The 24,063-nt window shown below is 69.0% G+C and carries 23 protein-coding genes, 1 tRNA gene and 1 pseudogene; 13 read left to right on the top strand and 12 right to left on the bottom strand.

Annotation, left to right across the window (positions count from 1 at the left end; genetic code table 11):
* Positions 1 to 224: 224 nt before the first annotated feature.
* On the bottom strand, positions 225 to 425 hold the full coding sequence (locus tag ACIBEI_RS41575) for a hypothetical protein (RefSeq protein ID WP_398895995.1): 201 nt from the start codon (positions 423 to 425) through the stop codon (positions 225 to 227).
* Positions 426 to 722: 297 nt separating this feature from the next.
* Between ACIBEI_RS41575 and ACIBEI_RS41570 the strand changes: the two genes are divergently transcribed.
* The 4 genes and pseudogenes from ACIBEI_RS41570 (at position 723) to ACIBEI_RS41555 (ending at position 6,217) form a co-directional block, all read left to right on the top strand.
* On the top strand, positions 723 to 1,511 hold the full coding sequence (locus ACIBEI_RS41570) for a sigma factor-like helix-turn-helix DNA-binding protein (RefSeq protein ID WP_398895994.1): 789 nt from the start codon (positions 723 to 725) through the stop codon (positions 1,509 to 1,511).
* A 236-nt stretch (positions 1,512 to 1,747) separates the two neighbouring features.
* Positions 1,748 to 2,254 (top strand): SigE family RNA polymerase sigma factor, encoded by a 507-nt coding sequence (locus tag ACIBEI_RS41565; RefSeq protein WP_398896002.1) that lies wholly within the window; start codon positions 1,748 to 1,750, stop codon positions 2,252 to 2,254.
* 802 nt (positions 2,255 to 3,056) lie between these two features.
* Complete coding sequence (locus ACIBEI_RS41560) at positions 3,057 to 5,789, top strand: AAA family ATPase (RefSeq protein WP_398895992.1); 2,733 nt, start codon at positions 3,057 to 3,059, stop codon at positions 5,787 to 5,789.
* Between the two features lie 55 nt (positions 5,790 to 5,844).
* Positions 5,845 to 6,217 (top strand): annotated as a pseudogene (locus ACIBEI_RS41555) (6-pyruvoyl trahydropterin synthase family protein).
* 10 nt (positions 6,218 to 6,227) lie between these two features.
* On the opposite strand, the gene ACIBEI_RS41550 reads toward ACIBEI_RS41555, so the two are convergent.
* The gene (locus ACIBEI_RS41550) at positions 6,228 to 7,268 is read right to left on the bottom strand and encodes a hypothetical protein (protein WP_398895991.1); all 1,041 of its coding nucleotides are present in this window, start codon (positions 7,266 to 7,268) and stop codon (positions 6,228 to 6,230) included.
* 223 nt (positions 7,269 to 7,491) lie between these two features.
* On the opposite strand from ACIBEI_RS41550, the gene ACIBEI_RS41545 reads away from it, so the two are divergent.
* Entirely contained in the window at positions 7,492 to 8,274 is a 783-nt protein-coding gene (locus tag ACIBEI_RS41545; protein ID WP_398895990.1) for a hypothetical protein, read from the top strand.
* Between the two features lie 274 nt (positions 8,275 to 8,548).
* On the opposite strand, the gene ACIBEI_RS41540 is transcribed toward ACIBEI_RS41545, so the two are convergent.
* From ACIBEI_RS41540 to ACIBEI_RS41530, 3 genes are all read right to left on the bottom strand, one after another.
* Positions 8,549 to 9,037: a hypothetical protein gene (locus tag ACIBEI_RS41540; protein WP_398895988.1), complete on the bottom strand. Its 489-nt coding sequence runs from the start codon at positions 9,035 to 9,037 to the stop codon at positions 8,549 to 8,551.
* 350 nt (positions 9,038 to 9,387) lie between these two features.
* The gene (locus ACIBEI_RS41535) at positions 9,388 to 9,678 is read right to left on the bottom strand and encodes a hypothetical protein (protein WP_398895987.1); all 291 of its coding nucleotides are present in this window, start codon (positions 9,676 to 9,678) and stop codon (positions 9,388 to 9,390) included.
* A gap of 57 nt (positions 9,679 to 9,735) precedes the next feature.
* Positions 9,736 to 9,809: transfer RNA gene (locus tag ACIBEI_RS41530), tRNA-Gly, on the bottom strand.
* Between the two features lie 556 nt (positions 9,810 to 10,365).
* On the opposite strand from ACIBEI_RS41530, the gene dcd reads away from it, so the two are divergent.
* The 4 genes from dcd (at position 10,366) to ACIBEI_RS41510 (ending at position 13,380) form a co-directional block, all read left to right on the top strand.
* Positions 10,366 to 10,941 (top strand): dCTP deaminase, encoded by a 576-nt coding sequence (dcd, locus tag ACIBEI_RS41525; RefSeq protein ID WP_189844028.1) that lies wholly within the window; start codon positions 10,366 to 10,368, stop codon positions 10,939 to 10,941.
* An 11-nt stretch (positions 10,942 to 10,952) separates the two neighbouring features.
* Complete coding sequence (locus ACIBEI_RS41520) at positions 10,953 to 11,450, top strand: phosphoribosyltransferase (protein WP_398895985.1); 498 nt, start codon at positions 10,953 to 10,955, stop codon at positions 11,448 to 11,450.
* A 200-nt stretch (positions 11,451 to 11,650) separates the two neighbouring features.
* Positions 11,651 to 12,610 carry a hypothetical protein gene (locus ACIBEI_RS41515; protein WP_398896000.1) on the top strand — a complete coding sequence of 320 codons (960 nt, stop codon included), beginning with the start codon at positions 11,651 to 11,653 and terminating at the stop codon, positions 12,608 to 12,610.
* A 17-nt stretch (positions 12,611 to 12,627) separates the two neighbouring features.
* Positions 12,628 to 13,380 (top strand): hypothetical protein, encoded by a 753-nt coding sequence (locus ACIBEI_RS41510; RefSeq protein WP_398895983.1) that lies wholly within the window; start codon positions 12,628 to 12,630, stop codon positions 13,378 to 13,380.
* On the opposite strand, the gene ACIBEI_RS41505 is transcribed toward ACIBEI_RS41510, so the two are convergent.
* The gene (locus ACIBEI_RS41505) at positions 13,271 to 14,512 is read right to left on the bottom strand and encodes a sulfite oxidase (RefSeq protein ID WP_398895982.1); all 1,242 of its coding nucleotides are present in this window, start codon (positions 14,510 to 14,512) and stop codon (positions 13,271 to 13,273) included. The genes ACIBEI_RS41510 and ACIBEI_RS41505 overlap by 110 nt on opposite strands.
* Before the next feature lie 211 nt (positions 14,513 to 14,723).
* Here ACIBEI_RS41505 and ACIBEI_RS41500 point away from each other — a divergent pair, with 211 nt between their 5' ends.
* Entirely contained in the window at positions 14,724 to 16,121 is a 1,398-nt protein-coding gene (locus tag ACIBEI_RS41500) for an FAD-binding oxidoreductase (protein WP_398895998.1), read from the top strand.
* A 43-nt stretch (positions 16,122 to 16,164) separates the two neighbouring features.
* Here ACIBEI_RS41500 and ACIBEI_RS41495 read toward each other — a convergent pair whose 3' ends face one another.
* The 4 genes from ACIBEI_RS41495 to ACIBEI_RS41480 all read right to left on the bottom strand — a co-directional run bounded on the left by ACIBEI_RS41495 (position 16,165) and on the right by ACIBEI_RS41480 (position 19,657).
* Positions 16,165 to 17,175: a Yip1 family protein gene (locus ACIBEI_RS41495; RefSeq protein WP_398895980.1), complete on the bottom strand. Its 1,011-nt coding sequence runs from the start codon at positions 17,173 to 17,175 to the stop codon at positions 16,165 to 16,167.
* Between the two features lie 59 nt (positions 17,176 to 17,234).
* Positions 17,235 to 18,689: an FG-GAP repeat protein gene (locus tag ACIBEI_RS41490; protein ID WP_398895978.1), complete on the bottom strand. Its 1,455-nt coding sequence runs from the start codon at positions 18,687 to 18,689 to the stop codon at positions 17,235 to 17,237.
* Between the two features lie 121 nt (positions 18,690 to 18,810).
* Positions 18,811 to 19,206, bottom strand: coding sequence for a nuclear transport factor 2 family protein (locus ACIBEI_RS41485; RefSeq protein ID WP_398895977.1), 396 nt, complete (start codon positions 19,204 to 19,206; stop codon positions 18,811 to 18,813).
* A gap of 58 nt (positions 19,207 to 19,264) precedes the next feature.
* Positions 19,265 to 19,657 (bottom strand): ATP-binding protein, encoded by a 393-nt coding sequence (locus ACIBEI_RS41480; protein ID WP_398895975.1) that lies wholly within the window; start codon positions 19,655 to 19,657, stop codon positions 19,265 to 19,267.
* A gap of 203 nt (positions 19,658 to 19,860) precedes the next feature.
* On the opposite strand from ACIBEI_RS41480, the gene ACIBEI_RS41475 reads away from it, so the two are divergent.
* Positions 19,861 to 20,706, top strand: coding sequence for a helix-turn-helix domain-containing protein (locus ACIBEI_RS41475; RefSeq protein ID WP_398895973.1), 846 nt, complete (start codon positions 19,861 to 19,863; stop codon positions 20,704 to 20,706).
* Positions 20,707 to 20,717: 11 nt separating this feature from the next.
* Entirely contained in the window at positions 20,718 to 20,897 is a 180-nt protein-coding gene (locus ACIBEI_RS41470) for a DUF397 domain-containing protein (protein ID WP_398895972.1), read from the top strand.
* On the opposite strand, the gene ACIBEI_RS41465 is transcribed toward ACIBEI_RS41470, so the two are convergent.
* Both ACIBEI_RS41465 and ACIBEI_RS41460 read right to left on the bottom strand, forming a co-directional pair.
* Entirely contained in the window at positions 20,875 to 21,630 is a 756-nt protein-coding gene (locus tag ACIBEI_RS41465; RefSeq protein WP_398895970.1) for a bleomycin resistance protein, read from the bottom strand. The two genes, ACIBEI_RS41470 and ACIBEI_RS41465, sit on opposite strands and share 23 nt — an antisense overlap.
* A 278-nt stretch (positions 21,631 to 21,908) precedes the next feature.
* Positions 21,909 to 22,820: a helix-turn-helix domain-containing protein gene (locus tag ACIBEI_RS41460; protein ID WP_398895969.1), complete on the bottom strand. Its 912-nt coding sequence runs from the start codon at positions 22,818 to 22,820 to the stop codon at positions 21,909 to 21,911.
* 241 nt (positions 22,821 to 23,061) lie between these two features.
* On the opposite strand from ACIBEI_RS41460, the gene ACIBEI_RS41455 reads away from it, so the two are divergent.
* On the top strand, positions 23,062 to 24,042 hold the full coding sequence (locus ACIBEI_RS41455) for an aldo/keto reductase (protein ID WP_398895967.1): 981 nt from the start codon (positions 23,062 to 23,064) through the stop codon (positions 24,040 to 24,042).
* Positions 24,043 to 24,063: the final 21 nt, after the last annotated feature.

The raw sequence follows: 24,063 nt of genomic DNA, 5'->3' as shown, positions 1-24,063 counted from the left end.
ACGCTACGAGCGCAAAGCCGAGCACTTCCTGGCCTTCACGAGCATCGCCTGCACCCTCATTTGCTACCGCAGACTCGCCAAATGAGATGACGTCTTATGGGCACGGGACGCATCCAGGCCCGATCGTGGTCGCTGCCAGGCCCGAACCATCGCGCAGCGTCCTTCTTCGCTGGGCGGCTGGATTAGGGGATTGCAGTCGTGATCGTAGGCAGGTGCCCGCCCGGTCAGTTGATGATGGTGTGGAAGAAGAGCACAGCCATGGCACCGGAGCCGCACCCTGCCATGGCGCAGGTGGCGAGGTCGTTGCCGGCGAAGAACGTGAGGATCCCTGCACCGACACCACTCAGTACTCCTAGGAGCAGGATGAAGGCGGCCCGCAGCGTCAGCAGTGGGGTGCCGGAAGGGTCGCGGTCGACTGGATTCACGGTGTGGTTCTCCATGCGTGGCTGCTGAGGTCTCGACGGGACGGTTCGGTGCCGGGGGGTGCTCGTCGACGCCCTGTTGTTCGAGCTATAGGGAATCCGGTGGGGCGTGTGTGACGCCGTTTTTCGAGGTGGCCAAGATTTTTTTGAAATTCGCGTCACGGCCGGGCAACCGCCTGCCCTACAAGTGGAGTAGCTGGCTGCGGTGTCGCCGAGGGACCACGTAGCGACATCGCGCAGGGAGGTCGGATGAGAGGCGAGGCGCCCGGCAGTGTGTCGCGTCGCCTGCCTCATCGGGTCATGGATCCGGCGTCGTCCGCCTCCACGGCACTGGCCGGTCTCATCCCCGGTAGCTCCCTCAACATCGAGGGCCTGACGGAGAGTTGTCCCGATCAGACCTCACATCTCCTGGCCGATCGTGAACTGTTAGCTGAACTCAAGAGCGACGGCTTCGTCGGCGTGCGGTACGAGATCTTCTGCAACGAACTGGCGGCGTACGGACGTCCGGTGATGCGCAGGTGGCTCATCACCGGCGAGATCTACCGGCGTTGCGCCGAGCGCGGCCGTCCAGTCAAAGGCTGGGAAGAACTGCGCGAACTGCTGCGGGAAGACACGGACGCGCGGGAGCAGTTGGCGCACGACGCCGTCGCGGCCGGCTTGCAGCACTTCCACCGGCACGCGCTGAGCGGCGGCCGATGGGATCCGGAAGGCGGCGCATCGCTGAGAAGCTACTTCGTCGGAGCGATCATCCTGGTCTTCAAGGACACGCATGCCCGCTGGGCCCGCGAGTACCAACACCGTCAGAGAGAGGTACTGGGAGGGACCGGCGCCGACATCGACACCTGGCTTCCGCTGGTGGAGGTCGGTGCCGACATGGAGGGAGATGTCGTCGGCGAAGACATCGTGACCGACTTCCTGAGCACCCTGGAGGAGACGAACAGGCGCATTGTCGAACTGCGGATCGAGGGCCACGGACCCGCCGAGATCGCGTCGAGGCTCGGCATGCCCGCGGACCGTGTGAGAGCACGCCTGTACCGCTTGCGCCGCGCCTTGCGTGGGAGCCAGTTGTGGGAGGAGGCCCAGCCATGACCGCAGTGCGACGTCGTCTGGACCCTGGGCTGCTGGAGCGTGCCGAGGAGAGCGCGCGGCAGAGCCCGGACGCCGAGGACTCACAGCTCACCCGCACAGGCATCCGGCAGATCCGGGCCGCTGACGGCGACTGGAGTGTGCTTCCGGCAGACAGCCCCGGGCACCGGACGGGGCGTTTTCTGGATGCCTTGGACCGATCCTCCGTCGGCAGTCGTGAAGCCCGTACGCAGCAGAACCTGGATGTCTCGCCGGAGCGCGCGGCTGACGCGCTCGTCAACCTGTATCGAGCCCACTACCGTTCTTTGCTGGGACTGGCAGCGCTACTCCTTGATGACACCGCCTCTTGCGAGGACGTCGTCCAAGAGGCGTTCATCCGAGTGCACTCGGCTGCCGAGCGGACGCGGGACCCGGAAAAGATGCTTCCGTATCTGCGGCAGGCGGTCGTGAATCTTTCCCGCTCGGCCCTGCGTCGGCGCATCCTCGGCCTGAAGCTGCTGTCCAAGCCGATGCCCAATATGGCGAGTGCCGAGGAGGGCGCTTACGACCAGTTGGAGCGCGATTCGCTCATCAAGGCAATGAAGTCCTTGCAACGCAGGCAGCGAGAGGTCCTCGTGCTGCGCTACTTCGCCGACATGACGGACCCCCAGATCGCCGAGACACTGGGGATCAGCCTCGGAGCGGTCAAGGCTTACGGATCGCGAGGGATCGCCAGCCTACGTGTGGCTATGGAAAGCCCGGCTTAGGCCCGTTGCCAGCCTTCGCGTGGCACCCTTCCGCAGTGATCCAGCCGAACTGCTAGTCCCTCCTCGGTGACGTCGTTCTACGCCGTGACGATCACTCCTGTCAGGAAAGGCCCCTTGGGATCAGCGGCGCCCGAACAACTCAGGGCGGAGGTGGCTTGGAGCGGCCCCCGCAACGTGCGCCTGCTCGGGGTGGACACCCCGAGGCGGTAGAGGGGGCCGACTTCGGGGAGGGGGGTCCGCCAGAAGGTGGCGGTCATCCGGGTACGTGAAGGCCATGAAGTAAGCCTGGGCCAGCATGTGTTCGTTGACCGCCATCTCCACCTCCTGGCTTTCTTCCGGAGTCATCCGAAGATGAGAGGGCCTGGGAACAGCGGGGTGGCTGAAGACCAGCAGGGTGCGTCGGCCCACAGGTAGGACGATCTCATCAACTCTGGTCCACCCTCGATTTCGAGTGCTCTGGACCTGGATGAGGCTCTTGGTCTGCCGGTTCGTTCGCCGTCCTCGGCGCCGACGGCTGCGGGTCCGTCGGCGCGCCTGCGGGGTCACGGGGTCAGGTGTGTCCTCCCCGTCGTCGAACGTGACGACGGGCTCATCGCAGGTGAGCAGCGCTTCGTCGGTCAGTTGCATCACGGTGTGGGGCCTCTGGAGCAGATGATCGGAGTGCAACAGAGGCTTGTGCGCGGCGTCTGCGCCGAGGCCGACCCACTGCCTCACCTTCGCGGGCCGTTCCAGCCGGTTCACGTCGGGCGATCGTAGAGTGACGACCCATTGGATGATCTACCGTGGCAGCAAGTGACTTTGTGTGTACGGAAGTTCCGTAGCCGACGACTGGACGGGGACTGAGGTGCGGACCGGGTTTGTCGACCGTGTTGAGCACATGAACGAGCTTCGCTCGCTGCGGGCGGACGTGACCGAGGGGCGCGGTGGCCGGGCGGTCGTGGTCGACGGGGTCTCGGGCATGGGGAAATCGGCACTGCTGCGGGCGTTCGAAGCGGAGGCCGCGGCCTCTGGCGGGCCCGGTGTCTGCCGGGTGGTGTCCGCGCGGTGTCAGCCGTCGATCGGGTCGGGGCTGCAGTACGGAGTGATCGTAGAGCTCCTGCTGCAGTTGGCCGAAGCCCAGGAGGTCAGGCAACCCGGCCGTGTCCGCAGGTTCCTGAGCATCACCGGTCAGGGCGTCGTCCGCTCCGCGCCGGAGGTGCTGTCCTCGATGGTGCCGGGGCTGGGCGCGCTGTTCACCCTGGGCAAGGAGGTCGCCGAGGCGTCGCTCGCCTCGGGATCGATGCCCTTCGACAGCCTGCTGCCGTTTCAGCAGGGTGCAGCGGTACAGATCGTGGACGCGCTGCTGGACCTCGTGCGCCAGGGCCCGCCCACGGTCGTGCTCATCGACGACATTCAACATGCTGATCCCAGCAGCCTGTTGGTCCTCGACCGGCTGCTGCGGCGGCTGCCCAGCGAACGCCTCGGCCTGGTGCTCAGCCACACGACGGACGGGGCCTACGCGGACGGACCGGGATCCGCGGTCGAGGACCTCCTGCACGACTGGGCGAAGGACGGACTCCTGCGGCGGCGGCTGCTCGGTGGCCTCCCGCAGGACGCGGTCGCGGAGTTGGTGCGGGCCCGGCATCCGGACGCTCCGTCGACCCTGTCGGAGCAGCTGAGCCGCCTGACCGCCGGGCACGCCGTGTTCGTGACACTCTGTCTGGAAGAGTGGCACCCGGACGCAGGCCCCGGAGTCGAGCTGCCCCGCAGTCTCTCGCGCGTGGTGGAGGGCCGCCTCCGGATGCTGACCGAGCAGGACCGCGAGCTCCTGATGATCGGGGCGGCTCAGGGCGAGACCTTCCTGTCGCGGACGGTCGCCGAGGTGAAGGGAGCGCCGCACGACCAGGTGATGGAGCGGCTGCGCCTCGTCGCCGCACACCATCGGCTGATCCTGCCGACGGAACCTCCGGGCTGGGCGCGATGGGACGCGTCCGACTGCTACCGGTTCGAGCACGACGCCCTGCGAGGTGTGGTGTACGAGCAGCAGACCCTGCAGCAGATGAGGTCCCGGCACGCCCGAATCGCGGCGGCCCTCACCTCGGGACCCGCGGGGGAGATGCCGCTGGAGCGTCGGCTGGAGATCGCCCGCCACCTGCGCGCCGGTGGTGCCGAATGCCTGCTCGCCTCGGCAGAGGCCCACTACGCGCTGGCCCGGGACGCCGCGATGGAGGGCCTGTCCTTCGCCGAGGCAGAGCGGCACTGTGAAGAAGTGATCAAGGCGGTCCATGACCTGCCCGAGCACGAGGAGCAGCGGGACCGGTGGCTCGTCCAGGCCGTGGAGCTGCTGCTTTCGCTCACCGAGGTGCGCTGGCGCGGCCGGCACAGGCCGACCGGCGGGCCCGACATAGACGCCCTTGCCGCCGAGGCCGAGGCAGCGGCGAGACGCTGCGGCACCCCGGAACTGGCGATCCGTACGACGCTGCTGCGTGGCAAGACCCTGCTCGCGACCCAGGGTCTGGTGCCGTCGCTGGACAAGCTGCGTACGGCGGTCGAGCTGGCCGAGCAGCACGGCGACCCGGTCGCGCTCTTCGTCGCCCGGGTCGAGTACGGGCGGCAGATCTCCAAGCGACGGCTGGCCGACGGGCTGGCCCAGCTGCGGGAGGCGGAACGCATGTACGCCTCCGACCCTCGCCTCGGCGGCACCGGCGACCCGGTTCTCCAGCACGCGCGCAACCTGGGAGAGATGCAGCTCGGCATCACCCTGTTCGACAGCGGACACCTCAGTGAGGCGCTGGCCAGGCTGGACCGCTGCGTGCAGCGGCTGCGTGACGAACCGCTGAAGGCCGAGCTGCCGATAGCGCTCAACTACCTCGGGCAGGTGCACGCGGGCCTCGGTTCCTACGACGATGCCGAGGACGTCCTCCGGGAGGCTCTCGACTTCGAGGCCGGCCGTGGCGGCGACAGCGGCTGGCACGCCTACAACAACGCCCTCCTCGCGCACCTCCTCGCCCAGCGGCCGGCGGGGCACGGCCAGGCCCTGGAGCTGATCGCCGACGCCTGGGCCGAGACCGAACGAACCTGGTTGGCCAACCTCGTCCCCATCGTCCGCAACCTGTACGCCGAGATTCTGCTGCTCGCGGCCGACGGGCCGGGCGAACTCCTCGACCAGGCCGATCGATTGGCGATCGCCACCTGTGTGGAGACCCAGCGCAGCGGCATGATCCGCAGTGAGATCGCCGCCCATTCCCTGCGCGGCCGCATCCTGCTCCGCCAGGGCGACACGTCCGCTGCCCAGGACCAGGCCCGCCAGGCCGTTCGCATCCTGGACGAGGTCGGAGCCATGCCCGCCCTCCGCACCGAGGAGGTCCTTTACCACTCCGCCCTCGTCCAGGCCGCCGGAGGAGCGCCGGAGGAGGCACAGACGCTCCTCGAACGAGCTCGGCGCGAGGTCGCCCGCAAGACGGACCTCGTCACCGAGGAGTCTCAGCGCGACCGTTTCCTCACGGCGGTCACCCTCAACAAGGCCATCCGCGAGGGCGACGGGATCGACCGGTGAACAGGGCGGACGGCCGACCGGGCGCCGAGACGGCGGGTGGCAGACTGGGACCGTCATGCTGAGGATCACCAAGGAGTTCCACTTCTCGGCCAGCCATGTCCTCGACCGGCTCCCGAGCTGGCATCAGTGTGCCCGCATCCACGGCCACAACTACGTCATCGTGCTGGAGCTGTCCGCCCGCCGAGAGGATCTCACCGACGCGGGGTTCGTCCGTGACTACGGCGAGCTCGACGCCTTCAAGAAGTGGATGGACGAGACCCTCGACCACCGTCACCTCAATGAGGCGATGGGGGGGGGGTGTCTCACCGTCGGCGGAGAATCTCGCCGTATGGATCTTCGACCTCTGGACCGAGCGTCTTCCGGAACTGACGGCGGTCAGTGTCTCCGAGACACCCAAGACCTGGGCCGAGTACCGCCCGTCGCGCTGAGTACCGTGAACTAGGCGGGTTCGTGTTCCTTCCAGTCCAGCACCTGGACCGTCTCCAGAGGCCAGTCACAGTTTCTGTTCCTGTCGGGGCGTCTGCTCTCGGCGTCCTGTAGGTACTGCTCGTTCCAGCGCACCTGCTCCCGGTGGAGCGCGGGCCGGGACAGGCGTCCGACGGCGGGGTGACAGGCCGCGATCACTTGGGCGAGGACGAGAGCCGTCTCGGCGTCGCCGGCTGGATCGCCGGGCCGTTCGTGTGGAATGCCGTACCACTCCGCGACGGTTTCCAGCGCCCGCCCGCCGGAGCGGAAGGGGGCGACGTGCCGGTCCAGGACGAGAGGGTCGCAGACAGGTGACGGGCTTCCTGCCAGACGGTCGGACAGCGGCCTGAGACCGTGTCGCAGCAGTTCGGTCTCCAATGTGGTGAGGACGAACGGGGCGTGGAAGACCACCAACGGTTCCTTGCCCGCCAGATACCCGGCGACCAGGGCCGCCAGTTCCCCCAGCGCCGATGCGGAGGGCTTCCCGTGGGCCCGCGCGTCCTCCATCGAGATGCCGTGCCTCTTGTGGGGTGCCACGGACATCGGGCCGGGGCCAGGGTCGACGAGCCAGGACCGGGGTGTTCCGTCGGTGGTGCACACGGCGGCGCCGAGAATGCGGTCTATGCCGTAGCGGTTGCCGGTGGTCGCGATGTCCAGGGACATGAGGCGACGTCGGTGCCAACCTGGGTGGTCGCGGCGGGGCGGAGGCGCGGGCTCGCGGATGTGCTCGCGGTGGTACACGTCCCAGCCGCCGAAGGTGGTGCTCACGAGCACCCCGAGTCCCGCTGGGACGGCCGCGCCGCAGACCTCGCACTCCCCGTCCCGTTGGTTGGGGCGCAGTGCGGAGGCGTCCGCCGTGGTGCCGTCCGGGTCTGGCGCCGGGGCGTGACCCGGGTGGTAGACCACCCAGTTGCCCCACACGCTGCGAAGCAGCACCCCGGCCTCGGCCGCGACGTCCGTGCCGCACCGGGCGCAGCGCCCCGGGTACTGGTTCGCTCGTAAGGGGCTGTTCACTCTCTCACCTTGATTCACTGCTCACCTCAATGAGGACCCGGCGTCGCGGAAGGCGCACACGCGGGGGTGGGCACACTGGGGATCAGGCTGTCAGAGCCTCTGATGCGTGTGTAGCTCCTGTGGATGACGGAGCATGCGGCGGCAGGTCCGAGGAATCCGGACCCGGGGTCGGTAGGCGTGTCTTGGAGGTCTTCGGCGCGTTTCAGACAGTATGAGTTCGCCTTTGATCCTCGAAGACCTACGGCAGGCCGTCTCCCGGCGAAACTCGCTGTCCGCGGGACTGACCTCCTGCGACGGTGAGATCGCCGAGCTGATCGCCCAGGCAGTCGTGTCCGGCCTCGCAGTCGAGTCGGCACTGTGCGGCATGAAGCCGTTGATTCCCCGCCAGCGGTCGGAGAGGAGTGGCGGCCGGGCATGTCCGTCGCGGGTGCCGACAGAGTTCACGGCGCTGTCGCGGAGCCGGGCCTGGGAGCTGTTGTCCCTTGCCGGCATGGATGAAGAGCACACCGCGAGCGATTTGCTGGGCAGCCTTCGTGACGAAGGCCATGTCCATGTGAAACAGCCTGACGTCGACGAGTGGCTGCTCCGCTGGGAGCAGCTGCGGCGAGTGCGTAGGGTCGGCAATTCCGGCGTACCCGCCTATGTGGTGGTCGACAAGCGGCCCACACGTCCGTTGGCTGAGGTGGTCGGCCTGGCGTCCAGCCCTGAGGATCCGGTTCCGTACTTGGTGCGTGTTGTGCTCGACGAGGTCGAGACGTCGGGCAGGGAATGTCTGCACACGGGCACGATCGCCTCCGCGCTCGGTGTCAGTCCGTACGAACTTGGAGCCTCTTTGTGCCCGTTGCTCCGCAGCGTCGGAGTTCACCGGCCCGGTACTGGTCGAGTACGAGAAGTGCCCGGGGGACTTCTCGCCCCTGGCTTCACAGAAGCCTGTCTGAGAAAAGCCGTCACGGCCTTCGAGACGAAGGCGGAGGAAACCAGAATCACTGCCCCGGACGGGAGGTGACCTGTGGAGCACGGAGAACAGAAACAATGACTCGGGCGGGGGTCGGCGAGCCGCTGGAAGCAGGAGGAGGCCCGGCGTGACACTGCACGACGAGGTTCCACAGAGCGTACGACTGCCACTGCCCAGCCGGTGTTGGCCCAGGGTGACTCCGTCTGCTCGCCGTCGATCCGAATCTCCCGCGAGGACGCATCACAAAGCGCACCGATGCATACCGGATCTCGGGGCGTGTACTTGCGCCCCACCCCGAGAACGAGAGACGACGAGCGGGCTGGTTCTACTGGCGTTTGGCGTCGACGAAAGCCGTGTCCACGACGGCACGCAGAGGTGGGTCCTCGGGCTCGGGGCGTTTCGTCGTCCGGTCGAGTACAGCCGAGATCTCGTCGTACATGCGGATGGACTCGGCTTCCCTGCTCCGGGTCCACGGCGCATCTCCGCTCCCGGTTCCACCATGGGCGTCGTGGTCCAGTTCCCGAAGGTAGTTGGTGAGGCTCACACCAGACAGTTCGATCCGCTGCAAGCCGTTCGGGAGTGTCGTCACCTTGGCTTTGATCGGCCTTTCGCGCTGGTCGTACGGGAATTGATCCGAGGTCTTCTCCCACAGCTCCCTGGAGGTCTCGATGTGGAAGACCTTCAATCCGGCGGCCTTCTGCAGCCGCTCCGAATGACGCGAGGGCGAATCAGTGGCGCAGCCGGTCAGGGAGAGGAAGAGGCCGACCGCCAGGAGGGCCGACGTGGTCCAGTAGCGACGTTCAGTCATGATCACGCGTCGCAGTGTGCTGCTTGCTGTGCACGGCCGCCGGGCTGCCGACAATTACCATCCGATTGGGTGGCGGCAGGACACCACACGTAGCTGGGCCAGAAGCCGTCCCGTATCACCGAGTTGATGTCGTCAGTGTCGGGCGGCGACTCGACCGCGCGGCGGCTCCGGATCGGCGGTCTGGTCATCGAGGTGCTGGGGCTGGCGGCGGCGTCCTTCGCCGTCCTTCCGGGCGTCCCGCGGGGCCCGGGCCGAGTAGTGCCCTGCTGGTTCGAGTCCTGTTGGCGCATCTGCCGACAGGACGCCGGGTCGGTCGGTCACCGCCTCTGTGTGCCGAGAGCGACCAGCGCTTCCCATCATGTGTCCGCGGCCCGGCCGGTGGCGTCGGCGCACAGGCGGCAGCGCTCGTGCTGCTCGCACAGGTCGTCGCTGCGACAGCAGGCGATCAGACATGTCTGCACCTGCGCGGTGAGGGGTTCCCGGTCGTGGCTGCTGCCGTGAGTGAGTACGCGGAGGGTCGGGGCCGTGACGTCGCCGCAGTTCTGGTCCTGGCCGATCGAGGCGCGCAGCGCGTTGGCGTCCTTCTCGACGAGCATCCTCGTCGCGCACACAGTCACGACCTCTTCGCACTCGGAGAGTACGTCCACGGCACGGACGAGGATGTTGAACAAACAAACCCCAGGCTGATGACCTGGGGTTTCATATGGAGCGGGTGACGAGAATCGAACTCGCACTCTCAGCTTGGGAAGCTGATGTTCTACCACTAAACTACACCCGCGTAAGGCGCCGGTTCGGACGGTTTGGACCGGTGTCGGAAACGCGGAATCACCATACCTCATGCCAGGCCCCCGGCGCTGAAGCCGTGGGGCCCGGTGCTGTTTCGGGGGGTGGACGGGGCTGCGGGGCGCGGGAGTTGGGGCGTACGGTGGAGGGGTTGAAGAGGGGCTGCGCGGGATCGGAGTGCCGCCTGGAGGGTCGTCCGCTTCGTCCCGTAATGTGGCGCTTCCTCGTCAGGCAGACTTGGCTCTTGGGGAAGGGACTCTGGGGACTTGATGGAACGCAGCACCGTCGTCCGTTGTGCCGAAGGGCACGTGTTCAGCACCGCCTCGCTTCCGATGCAGCAGGCCGATCGGCTCGGCCCCGGCCGGCTGATCCGTTGCCCACGCTGTGCCCGGCTCCGCAATGTCGTACCTGTGGAGTATCAGAAGCACTGAGTACACGAGGCGCGCGGTACGCAGTGCCGGGTACCGCGCGTTCGCCTTGTTCGTCATCGCCCGGGTCCGCCACGATCACCGGATTGTGGCGGGCCCGGGCGCTCTGCGTATCCTCGGGGCGTGCTTCTCTCTGACAAGGACATCCGGGCCGAGATCGACGCCGGGCGCGTACGGATCGATCCCTACGACGAATCCATGGTGCAGCCGTCGAGCGTCGACGTGCGGCTCGACCGCTACTTCCGGGTGTTCGAGAACCACCGCTACCCCCATATCGATCCGTCCATCGAGCAGGCGGATCTCACTCGGCTCGTCGAGCCCGAGGGGGACGAGCCGTTCATCCTGCATCCTGGGGAGTTCGTCCTCGCCTCGACGTACGAGGTCATCACGCTTCCTGACGACCTGGCGTCCCGGCTCGAAGGCAAGAGCTCGCTCGGGCGGCTCGGGCTCGTCACGCACTCCACCGCCGGGTTCATCGACCCCGGTTTCTCCGGGCACGTGACCCTTGAGCTGTCCAACCTCGCGACCCTCCCCATCAAGCTCTGGCCGGGCATGAAGATCGGGCAGCTGTGCATGTTCCAGCTCAGCTCGTCGGCCGAGTTTCCGTACGGGAGCGACCGGTACGGGTCCCGCTACCAGGGGCAGCGCGGGCCGACCGCCTCACGCTCCTTCCTCAACTTCCATCGGACCCAGGTGTGAGCGGCGGCAGCGTGACTGAAGTGCGCGAGAACCTCACCTACGAGCGGTTCGGCGTTGCCGTACGCGAGCTCGCCCAGACCATCGCCGACGACGGGTACGAGCCCGACATCGTGCTCAGCATCGCCCGCGGCGGAGTCTTCGTCGCCGGCGGGCTCGCCTACGCCCTCGACTGCAAGAACATCCACCTTGTGAACGTGGAGTTCTATACGGGGGTGGGGACCACGTTGGACATGCCGGTCATGCTCGCGCCCGTCCCCAACGCCATCGACTTCTCCGACAAGAAGGTGCTGATCACGGACGACGTCGCCGACACCGGCAAGACGTTGAAGCTCGTGTACGACTTCTGCGTCGACGCCGTCGCGGAGGTGCGGTCCGCCGTCATCTACGAGAAGTCGCAGTCCCTCGTGAAGTGCGAGTACGTCTGGAAGCGGACGGATGAGTGGATCAACTTTCCGTGGAGTGTTGAGCCGCCCGTGGTGAAGAGGGTCGGCCAGGTTCTCGACGCCTGACGTTCCACGTTCGAGCTCCGCTGGAGTGCCCGCTTTTTGGCTGCGGCGCCGTTGTGGCTGGTCGCGCAGTTCCCCGCGCCCCTTATGGGGCGCGTTTTTCTTGCCCTTAAAAAAACGCTTGCGTTTCGCTAGTGGTCCCCGTAGCGTACGTGTACGAAACCGTTTCGTATCGATCGTGAGTGCAGGGAGGGCGGGTGACGATGATGAGCAGTCCGGTGGTTCTTGCCCTCGCGCTCTCCCTGGTCTCCGCGTTCTGTTACGCGGCGGCCGCCGTGGTTCAGGAGCGGACCGCGGCCGGTACGGCCGACCTGCGGGGCACGCTCGCCCGTGGCTCGTGGTGGTGGGCCGTCGGGCTCAACGCCTCCGGCGCGCTGCTGCATGTGGTCGCGCTGCGGTACGGGCCGCTGACCCTCGTGCAGCCGCTCGGTGCGCTGACCCTTGTGGTGGCGGTGCCGTTGGGGGCGCTGGTTGCCCGGCGGCGGACCTCCGGTACGCAGTGGCGCGGTATGGCCCTGACCCTTGTCGGGCTGACCGCGCTGCTCGTCGCCACCGCGGCGGGCAACGCGCCGGACGACACCCTGGTAACCGGCGAGGTGATCGGGGTCGCGCTCGTCGCCTTCGTCGTCGTCGCTGTGCTCGTACGCTCCGGTCTCGGCGGTCTCGCCTTTGCCGCGGCCTCCGGTATCGCCTCCGGGGTCGGCTCCACGCTGGCGCAGAAGCTCGCTGTCGGGCCGACGCTGTCCTGGAGTGTGGCGGTGGTCGCGGTGCTCACCGTCGCGTTCGCCTCGGGCGGGCTGCTGCTCTCCCAGAAGGCGTACCGCAGTGGCCTCGGTGGTCCGCTGGCCCTGCTGACCCTCGTCAATCCGGTCGCCGCGTCCGTCATCGGCATCAGCCTGCTCGGCGAGGGCTTCTACGGCGCGACGGGCACCCTGATCGCCCTCGCGGGTGCCGTGGTGGCCGCCCGGGGCGTGATCCTCCTCAGCCGTCCTCAGTCCCACCAGGACCGTCCCGGCCGGCGTGCCCCCGCTCCCGCCCTCGGTCGGTCCCGCCCGCCGCGCCCCACCCGGCTCCTCCGCGCGGGCCTCCCGTCCGTCGCGCGGGTACGCCCCGTCACCGTCGAACTCACCGTCGAACTCACCGGCACGAGCCGGACCGTCTGAGAAGGAGAACACTGGACATGACCATGACCACCATCACGGCCACCACCGCGGCCAGGGCCAGGGCCACGACGACCATGGCCAAGTCTCTCCCGCCGCGGTCCCGCACGACCGTGCGCGCCGCGGGACTCGTGGACGTACCGGCCGTGGCGCGCCTCATCGCCCCGACCGACACCGGAGCCGTCCCGCACGTCCTGCGGCACCCGGACGCCGCCCCCGTCGACTGGGACCGGGCCCGCCGTGCCATGCGGCTGATGCTGGCCCATCACGCCCTGGAGGACGGTCAGGTGTGGGTGGCCGAGCGCGAGGACGGCACGCTTCTCGCGGCCGCCGTCTGGCTGCCTCCCAGCCCCGGTGCCGAGCCGCCCGACCGGCGCTTCAGCGGCCTGCTCTCCCGTGAGCTCGGCCCAGGCCCGCAGGAGCATCCGTTCCCGTCGGCCGGCCTCAAGAAGGCGGCGCCCGACGAGTCGCACTGGAAGGTGGTCGTCGTCGGCGCGCTGGACGACACGAGCGCCTGGGACCACACCGTGGCCGCCGACCTGCTGGCACCGGGGCTGGGTGCCGTCGACGAGGAGGGCGGCACCGCCGTCGCGGTCACGCCCTCCGCCCGGCACGGGGACCAGTTGCGGCCCCTCGGGTTCCGTCGGCCGCGCGCGGTCTGCCTCACGCCGGGCGGGAGTGTGTGGATGACGACCCGTCAGCCCGCGCGCACAGTACGGGAATCCGTTGCACCAGGTTGTTTCCGAAGCCTCCCCGGTTCCAGGGCTGCGTGACCGGCTGGGTGTTGCCCTCGGCGTCGGTGGCCCGGGCCGTCAGCACGTGGGTGCCGGGGGTCGCCGTCCAGGGCGCCCGCCAGTGGCGCCAGGCCCAGGCGTGGCCCGGGTGGCCGTCCGGCGGGTCGAGTTCCGCCTCCCGCCAGGAGTCGCCGTCGTCCGTGCTGACCTCGACCTTCGTCACCGGAGCGTGGCCCGACCAGGCGCGGCCCTCCAGCCGCAGTGGACCGGGGCGTACGACCCTCGTGCGGGACATGAAGTCCGGGAAGCCGGGCGGGACCATCAGCGCACGAGGCGCGATACGGGTGACCGGGGCGCCGGGCTCGTCGGGGTCCTGGCGGTAGCGGTACGCCACCGACTGCTGGAAGCCCGTGAACGGGGTGTCGGTGAGCGTGATGTCCCGCAGCCACTTCACATGCGCCATGCCGTACCAGCCGGGGACCACCAGACGCAGCGGGTGGCCGTGCTGCGGTGGGAGCGGGGCGCCGTTCATCTCGTACGCCACCAGGACCTCCGGGTCGGCGGCCGTGGCGTCCGCCAGCGGGAGGCTGCGGCGGTAGTCCTGCTCGACGCCGCGTTCCACGCCGTGGTCGGCGCCCGTGAAGACCGCCTCGACGGCGTCCGGCTCGACTCCGGCCTCGGCGAGCAGCGTCCGCAGGGGTACGCCGGTCCAGTCCGCCGTGCCGACCGCCTCAACGAGCCAGGGCTGGCTCACGGGGCGTGGGGTGAGGCGGGCCCGGCCGTTGCCCGCGCACTCCATGGTCACTCGGTGGGTGACGGGCGGGAGCGAGTACAGGGCGGACAGGTCCAGGACCAGGGGCTTCCGGACCCTGCCGCCCACCGTGAGCGTCCAGGTGTCGGCCTCGGCGGGCGGGACGTGGGGGATGTCGTAGTGGACCAGTACGTAGTGCAGGCCGGGCGGGGTCACGTCGTGGCGCAGGGCTTCCAGGGGGAGGCCGTGGTTGCGGGCCGCGAGGGCCAGTTCCTCGTGGCTGATGTCCTCGTCGGGGCCGGCGACGCGGCCCGGTGTGCTGACGTCGGCCAGTGAGCCCCCGGCCCCACGCGTAAGTCCACGTCCGTCCGTGCCGCCGGCCCCACGCCGGTGTCCATGTCCGTCCCTGCCGCCGTCCATGGCTCCATGGTGCTCCCCTCGCCCGGCCGGGGCACCCCGCTCGCGATTGCCAGGCCCGCCGAGCGGCGAGACCCTTGACATATCGGCCCTGGGGCGGATGAAACGTGCGATCGCGGACGGACCGTACCTACCGGGCCTCGCAAGGAGAGCGATCGTCATGGGCGGCAGCACGGGCAGCACGGGCAGCACCACCGGCAACAGCGGCGGCGGTATGGACGGTACGACCCTTGAGGCGATGCGGACCGGACTGCGCGGGCCGGTCATCGCGCCTGAGGACGGCGCGTACGACGAGGCCCGGTCGATCTACAACGCGATGATCGACCGGCGGCCGGCCGCCTTCGTGCGGTGCGCGGACGCCGGGGACGTGATGAGCGCGGTCGACTTCGTCCGCGACCACGAACTCGAACTCGCCGTGCGCGGCGGCGGACACAGCGGCCCGGGACTGTGCCTGGTGGACGGCGGAGTCACCCTCGACCTGTCGCCGATGCGCTGGGTACGCGTCGACCCGGTCGCGAGGACCGCGCAGGTCGGCGGCGGCAGCCTGCTCGGCGACCTCGACCACGCGGCGCACGCCTTCGGCCTCGCCACCCCCGCCGGGATCATGTCGACGACGGGCGTCGGCGGACTGACCCTCGGCGGCGGACACGGTCACCTCACCCGCAAGTACGGGCTCACGGTGGACAACCTGATCTCCGCGGACGTCGTCCTCGCCGACGGCAGCTTCGTCACGGCGAGCGAGAATTCGTACTCGGACCTCTTCTGGGCGCTGCGCGGCGGAGGCGGGAACTTCGGGATCGTCACGTCCTTCACCTACCGGCTGCACCCGGTGCACACCGTGGGCGTCGGCATCACGTTGTGGCCGGTGGACCACACGCGTGAAGTGCTGCGCTGGTACCGGGAGTTCCTGCCGCAGGCACCCGAGGACCTGAACGGCTTCTACACGGTGCTCGCCGTGCCGCCCGGGCCGCCGTTCCCCGAGGAGCTGCACGGGCACAAGATGTGCGGTGTCGTGTGGTGCTGGACCGGTGATCTGGCCCTGCTGGACGAGACGCTCGCGGTGGTGAACGACGTGGGCCGGCCGACCTTCCACTTCACGACCCCGATGCCGTACCCGGCGCTGCAGAGCATGTTCGACGAGCTGATCCCCAAGGGCCTGCAGTGGTACTGGCGCGGCGACTTCTTCGACCGGATCACCGACGAGGCCGCCGACATCCATCTCAAGTACGGCGAGAACCTCCCCACCGACCTGTCGCTGATGCACCTCTACCCGGTCGACGGAGCCGCCGCCCGGGTCGGCTCCTACGACACGGCGTGGGCCTACCGCGACGCCCACTGGTCGGGCGTCTTCGCCGGCGTCGACCCGGACCCGGACAACGCCGAACTCATCAGGCAGTGGTGCACGGACTACCAGGAGGAGCTGCACCCGTACTCGATGGGCGGTTCGTACGTGAACTTCATCGGGCCGGGCGAGGGCCAGGAGCGGGTCAGGGCCACCTACCGCGACCACTACGACCGGCTCGCGGAGGTGAAGCGGACCTACGACCCGCACAACCTCTTCCACGCCAACCAGAACATCGAGCCGGCGCACTGGCCCCAGGGCGACGCCTAGGGCGACACCTGAAACGACGCCCGGGGAGCCGCCCGGAGGGTGCCTAGAACGTACCGAGCTTGATGATCGACAGCAGGGCGATCAGCTGGATCGCCGACGCTCCCAGGGCCTTGGGCCACGGCAGGTCGTGCGACTTCTTGACCATCAGCGTGAAGAGCACGCCGGCGCCGACCCAGGTCGCCCAGCCCAGCAGCTGCACGAACGGCGCGTCGCCGCCCGCGAACATCGCGACGACCAGTCGCGGCGCGTCCGTCAGCGACATGATCAGCATGGAGAGGCCGACCGTGGGCTGCCAGGCGCCGTCGCCGCCGAGCTGGCGGGCGAGGGTGTGCGTGACCACGCCCAGGATGAACGCGCTGAGGACGATCGCGATCGACGTCGTCAGGACGATCGGCACCGCGTTCGACAGGGTGGCGTTTATGACGTCCGCGCGGGCGCCGTCGAAGCCGAAGACCGCCAGCAGGCCGTAGAGGAACGACACGATGAGGGCCGGGGCCCACATCGTGTAGTCGCGCATCTGCAGGAAGGTCTGGTTCGGGCGCATGATGACGCCCGTCAGCAGTTCCTTCCAGTGCAGCCGCGGGCCCACCGGGGGCGCGGTCGTCTGGCCCGCGCGGTATGTGCCGCCCGGGTTGTACGGGTCCTCGCCGACGGAGAACGCCGTGGTGTGCCCCGGCTGGTTCGCCGCGTACGGGTCCGGGCCCTGACCGTGGTGGTCGTGGTCGCCGAAGTACTCCGGCTCACCGTGCCCGTTCGCCTGGGGCCACTGCTGCGGCCCGTTGCCACCGCCACCGCCGCCATTGCCGTACCGCTGCTGATGCTGCTGCGGGTACGGCTGCGGCGCGGGGGGATAGCCGTACGACGGGCCGCCCTGGGGGGCCTGCTGTCCGTAAGGCTGCTGCCGCGCCTGTTGTTGCAGGTGCGCCTGCTGCGTGCGGTTGTCCCGGCCGCGTCCGATCCTGAATCCAGCCACGTAATCGAACGTACCTGGTCCCGCACAGTGACGTGCCGGGCCCGGGGCAACGGGCCCGGCTTTGCTGCCGAGCTGTGACATCCCCTAAGGGACTTCCCAGGGGGCTGTCATGGGTTCTTCGGGGATGTTTTCGGGGACTTTTAGTGGCTGCTCAGGGTTTGGCCGTACGCGAGTCCGCCGGCCACGGCCGGGAGGCCGAGCCTGGCGGGCGTGACCGTGTAGGAGCTGTCGGCGCTCGCGCGGGGGAGTACCCACACACCGCCCGACTTCGCGTTCTCGCCGGGGGAGCCGACCGCGATGTCCGCCCTGCCGTCGTGATCGTAGTCACCGGTCGCGACGGCGGCACCGAAGGCGTCGCCCGCCTCCGCGACGCCCGGGACGCGCGCGGTGTCCTGGTTGTACGCGACGGAGTGGCCTTCGCCATCGGTGTCGACCAGGCCGGTCGTGCCGCCGAACAGGAGGGTCGCGGCGCCCGCGCCCGCCCGCGTGCCGATCGCCTCGCCGGGGGCGCCCGCGACCAGGTCGTCGCGGCCGTCGCGGTTCACGTCCGCGACGGCCAGGGAGGCGCCGAAGCGGTCGCCGGTCTCGGCGACGCCCGGCACGCCGGCCGTGTCCTGGCCGAGGGTCTGCGCGCGGTGGCCGAAGGAGCCGTCCGGGCCGCTGCCGTAGTGGACGTGGATGCCGCCGCCCTTCGCGTACTCCTCCGGGCCGCACGGGTCGTCGATGTTCTCGTCGGCGATCTCGCGGCACTCGCCGAGGGCCAGGTCGTCGTTGCCGTCGCCGTCGAAGTCCCCGGCGGCGAGGGCCGAGACACCGGCGTTGTCGGTGTTCCAGGTGTTGGCCATGCCCTGCTCCGCCGCGTCCCAGGCCCACAGCCGTACGTGCGACTGGGTGAACGGGGCGTCGACCGTCCAGTACGCCAGGGCCAGGTCCGCCGTGCCGTCTGCGGTGAAGTCGCCGGGGGCGAGGACGGGCGCGCGGCCGCCCATGGGGGCGTTGAGGACGGTGGTGAGGATGCCGTCGGCCGTGCGCAGCACGACCTTGTCCCGGCCGCCGATCACGATGTCCCTGCTGCCGTCCCCGGTCAGGTCGGCCGCCGCGACGGACCCGCCGTACGCCGCCGACGCCGCCGGGCCGGTGAGGGCCGTGGAACCGTGGCTCGGGCCGCCCCTCGCCCCGCCCACGACGGTGACCATGCCCGCGTCCACGCCACGGTCGGTGACGTCCTCGCCGGGGGCGCCGGCGAGCAGCTCCGCGATGCCGTCGCCGTTGAGGTCCTCCAGGACCACGGAGGCGCCGAACCGGTCGTCCGTCTCCGGAGAGCCGGGCACCTCGGCGGTGGACTGGCTGACCCGGATGCTGCCGTAGGCCCCCAGCCCCTTCGGGCCGCCCCACACGACGTTGACGTAACCGGCCTTCGCCTTGCCGCCGACGGCTCCGTCGGGGACGCCGACGGCGAGGTCCGCGTAGCCGTCGCCGTTGAAGTCGCTTGTGGTGGGGGAGGGTTGGGCCGCGACCGCGGCGGGCGCGAGTGTCAGGCCCGCGGTGACCGCCGCGGCGACGGTGGCGGCGATTGCGTACGTCCGTATGCGCACGGGGGCTCCAGGGTGGTGACCGGGTGAACCGGGGACTGTGGTTCACCTGTGTGACACCTGGAGGCCGCCGGGGGTTGTGGCCGCGGGCACGTTCCTTGCCGCGTGCGCGTTCCTTGGGGCGTTACGCCCAGAACTCGCTCTCCTTCTCCATGTCCTCCTGGCATTCGTCGATGTCGGTGAACTTGTCCCCCACGATCCGGAAGACGAGGCAGCCGTTCTGCTCGATCCGCTTGCCGTTGCGCTCGGCCGTGTAGCGGTGCACGGAAACCGCGTGGCCCCGGCCGTCGACGAGCACATGGCTCAGGTCGACGTTGAAGGTCCCGCCCGTCTCCTCGAAGAGCCGGCCGTACAGCTCGATGATCGAGTCCTGTCCCTTGTGGTCGCCGGACAGCATGTGACTACCGGGTACGTGGTGCGTACAGTCCGATGCCATCAGGCCGCGCAGGGTGTCCATGTCACCCCGCGTGAAAGCGTCGTAGCCCTTGCGGACGAGCATTGCGTTCGGGTGTTCAGCCATCGTGATCGCCGCCTTTCCTTTGCCTGGCGTCTTATGGCCGACGTCTTGATTATCCGCGCTATTCGGCCTTCGTGCCGAGTTCACACCACACGTACTTGCCCGCCGTGCCGTTGACCTGGAACCAGCCCCAGTCGTCGGCGTACGCGCGCACGATCCGCAGGCCGCGGCCCGTCTCGTCGTCCTCGGGCTTCGTCGTCGGCGGCGCGGGGTCCGTGTCCCACGCGCCCAGCCGGAACGAGGTTCCCGACCGTCTGAGCTTCAGGGCGGCGGGGCCCTCGGTGTGCCGGATGGCGTTCCCGAGGAGCTCGGAGGCGAGTAGCTCCGCCGGTTCGAGGAGGGTGGGGAGGTGGTGGCGGGTGAGGATGTCGCGTAGGGCGCGGCGGCAGATGCCTACGGCTCGGGGGTCGTGGGGGATGTAGAGGGTGTACTCCCAGGGGGTGGGCATGGGCATGCGGTCTCCTGGTGGGGGGTGGGTGGGGGGTCATCGGGGCGGTGGCTCTGTCTGGCCCGGCATGGCGTGGCGTGGCATGACGGGGTGATGCACTTCCGTTCCGGTGAGTGGCTGCTTCGTCACCGAAGGTAGGGGAACAGCTTGACCCGGGTCAAGCTGTTCCCGCATTATCGTGACCTCAACTCATGGGGAAAGAGGGGCACATGGTTGCCAGGACCGTCATCACGGTGAGGCAGGAGCGCCTGGGTACGGAGCTGCGCAAGCTCCGGGAACGGTCAGGGCTGGGCCTTCGAGAAGCCGCCCGGGCGACGGGGATCAACGAGAGCAAGCTCTCCAGCGTGGAGGCGGCGCGCGTCGGTGTGAGCGCGGAACGCATCCGGTTCCTGGCCAGCCATTACGGAGTTGGGGACAGTCCACTCGTCGAGGCGCTGGTGATCATGGCGAACGAGCGGGTGCGCGGATGGTGGGAGGAGTATCGAGGCCTGCTCCCGCGAAGCTTTGTCGACCTCGCAGAACTGGAAGGCCACGCAACCTACTTGAGGTCGTTCGAGATGGTTCACATCCCCGGCCTGTTGCAAACCGAGGAGCATGTTCAGGCTCTCTACAACGAATCGGCCTGGGGGATGGCGGAGGAGCAGCGCGCGACTCGGGCGCGGTTCAGGCTGCAGCGCCAGGAAGTCCTCCGTCGGGACGACTTCGTTTACGAGGTGGTGATCCACGAGGCCGCTCTGCGCATCAGGAGAGCTGGTCGGGAAGTCGTCCAACAGCAGCTACGCCACATCCTGGAGCAGTCCGAACGGCCTCAAGTCTCCTTGCGTGTAGTGCCCTTCGATGTAGACCGATTCAATGTCCTCTACGCCACGCTGCTTCTGGGCGGCCCTGTTCCAGAGCTGGACACCGTTCTGTTGGATGCCGCGCACGGAGGTGCCTTCCTCGATGCGGAGGCGCAGCTCGACCGGTATCGGCGGGTCTTCGTAGAGGTGCAGAAGTCGGCGTTGGGAGTCGTAGAGTCGAGGGAATTCATCCATCGACTGACCAAGGACCAGTGAGGGAACCCGACATGGCACAGGTCCTCGCCTGGCAGAAGTCCTCGTTCTCCGGAGACCAGGAGGGCCCCAACTGCCTGGAACTCGCCGGAAGCCAAGACACCCTTCTCCTCCGTGAAAGCGACGAGCCCGACACCGTCATAGCCGCCACCGGCGCCGGGCTCGCCGCACTTATACGGCACCTTCGCCCGTAAGGTCCGTAGGGGGCAGCGCTCCCTCCAACTCCCTCGCCACCGCAAGGGTGTTGGTGAGGTGGGCGCGCTCGTCGTCCCCCAGTGGGACCCCGCCGGCCTCGGTCAGGAGGGCGCGGGCCCGTGGTGCGTCCTCCAGTCGGAGGGCGAGTTCCGCGCGGTAGACGAGGGCCTCGACCAACTCGACGCAGTGGGCGGACTCCCGCTCGCGGGTCAGGGTCGCGTCCAGGATGCGGGCGGCCTGGGGGGCGTCGCCCTTGGAGTCGCCGAGGACGACGGCGTTCTCCAGGATCTTGGTGAGTTTGCCCGTGGGGTACGAGGACTCGTTCGGTGCGTCCTCGTCCTCCGTCGCCGGGAAGAAGCGGATCCAGTTGCCGCCCGGGTCGACGACGCTGAAGCCGGACCGCTTGCCGGTGTTCTTGCGTTGGCGGGGGCTGGTCATTCGGGGGATGCCGGACACGAGGACCTTGCCGTAGGCGGCCCGCATGGCCTCGGCGAAGGCCTGGTGGATGGCCCCGGTGTCGGGGACGATCACCACGCAGGAGCCGTACGACTGCTCCGGATCGAAGCCCTCGATGCCGCCGAAGTGCAGTTGGAGGTCCTCGCGTTGGACGGCGACGTAGGGATTGGGGCGGGTCTGCCGGTAGGTCGTGGTGAAGCCCAGCTTGCCGTAGAACTCGGCGATCTCGTCGATCGACCGGCAGGGCAGCAGGGGGATGGTTACCTCGTTGGCCATGCGGCTCCCTCGGACAGTCGCAGTAGTCAAACTTGATGACTCCCCGAGGGTAACCGCGGTGCGGCCGGTATGGACGGTCGGTCCACGGCCAATCCGTGGTCAGTCCGCGATTGATCCGCCGGTTCGGCCCAGAAGGTCGGCGAGAGCGGTCTGGCCCAGGCTCGCGAGCGTGAGGACCTGGGGGCCGGTACCCGTGGGGCCCGACGAGGTGCCGGGCAGGACGTACACACGCCCGCACCCGCCCGCGGTGAACGGCCGGCCGCAGGCTGAAGACCGAGTCAGCCCTCGGGGTTCCGGCCGCCTGTTCCCGCTGCCGGGTTGTTGTTCCGTTGGCTGTCGGCGTTCCAGCTGGCCAGGAGGCGGATCGCGTCGGCTTCGGGGGTGCCGGGTCCGGGGGTGTAGACACTGAGGATCTGGCTGGAGGCGGCGTCGATGCGGAGGGTCTCGTAGGGCAGTGTGACCTCTCCGATGAGTGGGTGCCGGAAGGTCTTCGCGCCGGCCCGGGCGGTTCGTACGTCGTTGGTCGCCCAGCGCGTCCGGAATTCCGTGCTGCGGGTCGCGAGTTCTCCGATCAGTTCGGTCAGGTCGGGGTCGTCGGGGTGGCGGCCGGCCTCGATGCGCAGTATCGCCACGGTGTCGGCCGTGATCCGGTCCCACTCGGGGAACAGGTCCCGGGCCCCGGGCTCGTCGAGGAACAGGAAACGAGCGCTGTTCGTCCGCCCCGGCAGATCAAACATCGGTGCGAGGAGTGCGCGCCCCAGTGCGTTGACCGCGAGGATGTCGAACCGGCCGTTGAAGACCACTGCGGGTAGGTGGTCCATGGAGTTCAGCAGCACCCGGATTCCGGGAGTGACCAGGTCTTTCGCCGCGCCGCGGCTCCGCTTGCGGGCCGCGGGGGTCAGGGTGGCGAGCAGCCGGTCGAGGTGAGCGCGTTCGTCGTCGTCCAGACGCAGAACGCCGGCGACGGCGTCGACGACTCCGGCGGAGGGCCCGGTCGCCTGGCCGCGTTCGAGCCGCACGTAGTACTCGGGGCTGACCCCGGCGAGCAACGCGACCTCCTCCCTGCGCAGGCCCTTCACCCGACGGCGGGTGCCCTGCGGAGGAAGGCCGGCGTCGGCTGGGGTGACCCGGGCGCGGCGGGTGGTGAGGAACTCGCGGACCGCCGCCCGCGCGGCCTCCTTCTCGTCCATGAGATCAAGGATAGGCCCGGCCCACGTTCCGGAAGGGGTCCCTGTGAGTACCCCTTTTCGCAGTGCCTGTCGGGGTGTGGTGAACCGATGTTGGCTGGATGTCGGCGAGATCGAGATCGACGCCCGGACCGCCCGGACCGCCCGGACCGCCCGGACCGCTCGGATGCCACGGACGCCGACCCTCGCCGCCTCCCTCTGATCTACCTCCCATAGACACTCTCGACGAGAAACGAGTTCTCCGATGCAGCACGCCATGCTCGGGAGCCTGCGGGTTTCCCGGATCGGCCTGGGTGCCATGTCCATGGCCGGCACCCTCCTCTCCGGCGGCGGCCTGGACGACGCCGAATCCATCCGCGCCATCCATCGCGCGCTCGACCTCGGCGTCACCCACATCGACACCGCTGAAAGTTACGGCCCGTACCACAGCGAGGAGATCGTCGGTCAGGCGCTGCAGGGCCGGCGCGACAAGGTCGTCCTCGCCACGAAGTTCGGCATCCTGTCCCATACCGGGGACGGGACCGAGCTGTTCGACAGCAGTCCGGCCAACATCCGCACCGCCGTCGAGGGCTCCCTGAAGCGCCTGCGCACCGACCGGATCGACCTCTACTACCAGCACAGGGTCGACAAGAACACGCCCATCGAGGAGACCATCGGCACCGTGGCCGAGCTGGTCGCCGAGGGCAAGGTCCTGAACATCGGCCTGTCCGAGGCCTCTCCGGACACGATCCGCCGCGCCCACGCCGTGCACCCGGTCTCCGCGCTGCAGACCGAATACTCCCTGTGGACCCGCGATGTCGAGACCGAACTGCTGCCCCTGCTGAGGGAGTTGGGCATCGGCCTCGTCCCCTACGCGCCCCTCGGGCACGGGTTCCTGACCGGCCAGATCCGCACGCCGGAGGAGATCCCCGACGGCGACTGGCGCAAGACCAATCCGCGCTTCATGGGCGAGGCCTTCCACCAGAACCTGCGGCTCGTGGAGGAGGTACGGAACATCGCGGCCGAGGCCAGTGCCACCCCGGCACAGATCGCGCTGGCCTGGCTGGTGGCCCAGGGCGGGGACATCGCCCCGATCCCCGGCAGCCGGCGAGTCGCTCGCGTCGAGGAGAACACCGCTGCCGACGGCATCGTCCTGACCGTCGGCCAGTTGAAGAGGCTCGACACCCTCACGCCGGCCACCGGCGCCCGGCACGACGACTTCAACGAGTCCACGATCGACCGCTGAACCAGCTGAACCCGAGGAGAA

The organism is Streptomyces sp. NPDC050988, assembly GCF_044456225.1.
Taxonomy (GTDB): Bacteria; Actinomycetota; Actinomycetes; order Streptomycetales; family Streptomycetaceae; genus Streptomyces.
This window is presented reverse-complemented; position numbering and strand designations above follow the sequence as displayed.

Coding starts and splice junctions, on each gene's coding strand:
- ACIBEI_RS41570 (WP_398895994.1), top strand. CDS start 723: ATGGATCCGGCGTCGTCCGCCTCCACGGCACTGGCCGGTCTCATCCCC.
- ACIBEI_RS41515 (WP_398896000.1), top strand. CDS start 11,651: ATGATGAGCAGTCCGGTGGTTCTTGCCCTCGCGCTCTCCCTGGTCTCC.
- ACIBEI_RS41510 (WP_398895983.1), top strand. CDS start 12,628: ATGACCATGACCACCATCACGGCCACCACCGCGGCCAGGGCCAGGGCC.
- ACIBEI_RS41505 (WP_398895982.1), bottom strand. CDS start 14,512: ATGGACGGCGGCAGGGACGGACATGGACACCGGCGTGGGGCCGGCGGC.
- ACIBEI_RS41500 (WP_398895998.1), top strand. CDS start 14,724: ATGGACGGTACGACCCTTGAGGCGATGCGGACCGGACTGCGCGGGCCG.
- ACIBEI_RS41495 (WP_398895980.1), bottom strand. CDS start 17,175: ATGTCACAGCTCGGCAGCAAAGCCGGGCCCGTTGCCCCGGGCCCGGCA.
- ACIBEI_RS41485 (WP_398895977.1), bottom strand. CDS start 19,206: ATGGCTGAACACCCGAACGCAATGCTCGTCCGCAAGGGCTACGACGCT.
- ACIBEI_RS41480 (WP_398895975.1), bottom strand. CDS start 19,657: ATGCCCATGCCCACCCCCTGGGAGTACACCCTCTACATCCCCCACGAC.
- ACIBEI_RS41475 (WP_398895973.1), top strand. CDS start 19,861: ATGGTTGCCAGGACCGTCATCACGGTGAGGCAGGAGCGCCTGGGTACG.
- ACIBEI_RS41470 (WP_398895972.1), top strand. CDS start 20,718: ATGGCACAGGTCCTCGCCTGGCAGAAGTCCTCGTTCTCCGGAGACCAG.
- ACIBEI_RS41465 (WP_398895970.1), bottom strand. CDS start 21,630: ATGGCCAACGAGGTAACCATCCCCCTGCTGCCCTGCCGGTCGATCGAC.
- ACIBEI_RS41460 (WP_398895969.1), bottom strand. CDS start 22,820: ATGGACGAGAAGGAGGCCGCGCGGGCGGCGGTCCGCGAGTTCCTCACC.
- ACIBEI_RS41455 (WP_398895967.1), top strand. CDS start 23,062: ATGCAGCACGCCATGCTCGGGAGCCTGCGGGTTTCCCGGATCGGCCTG.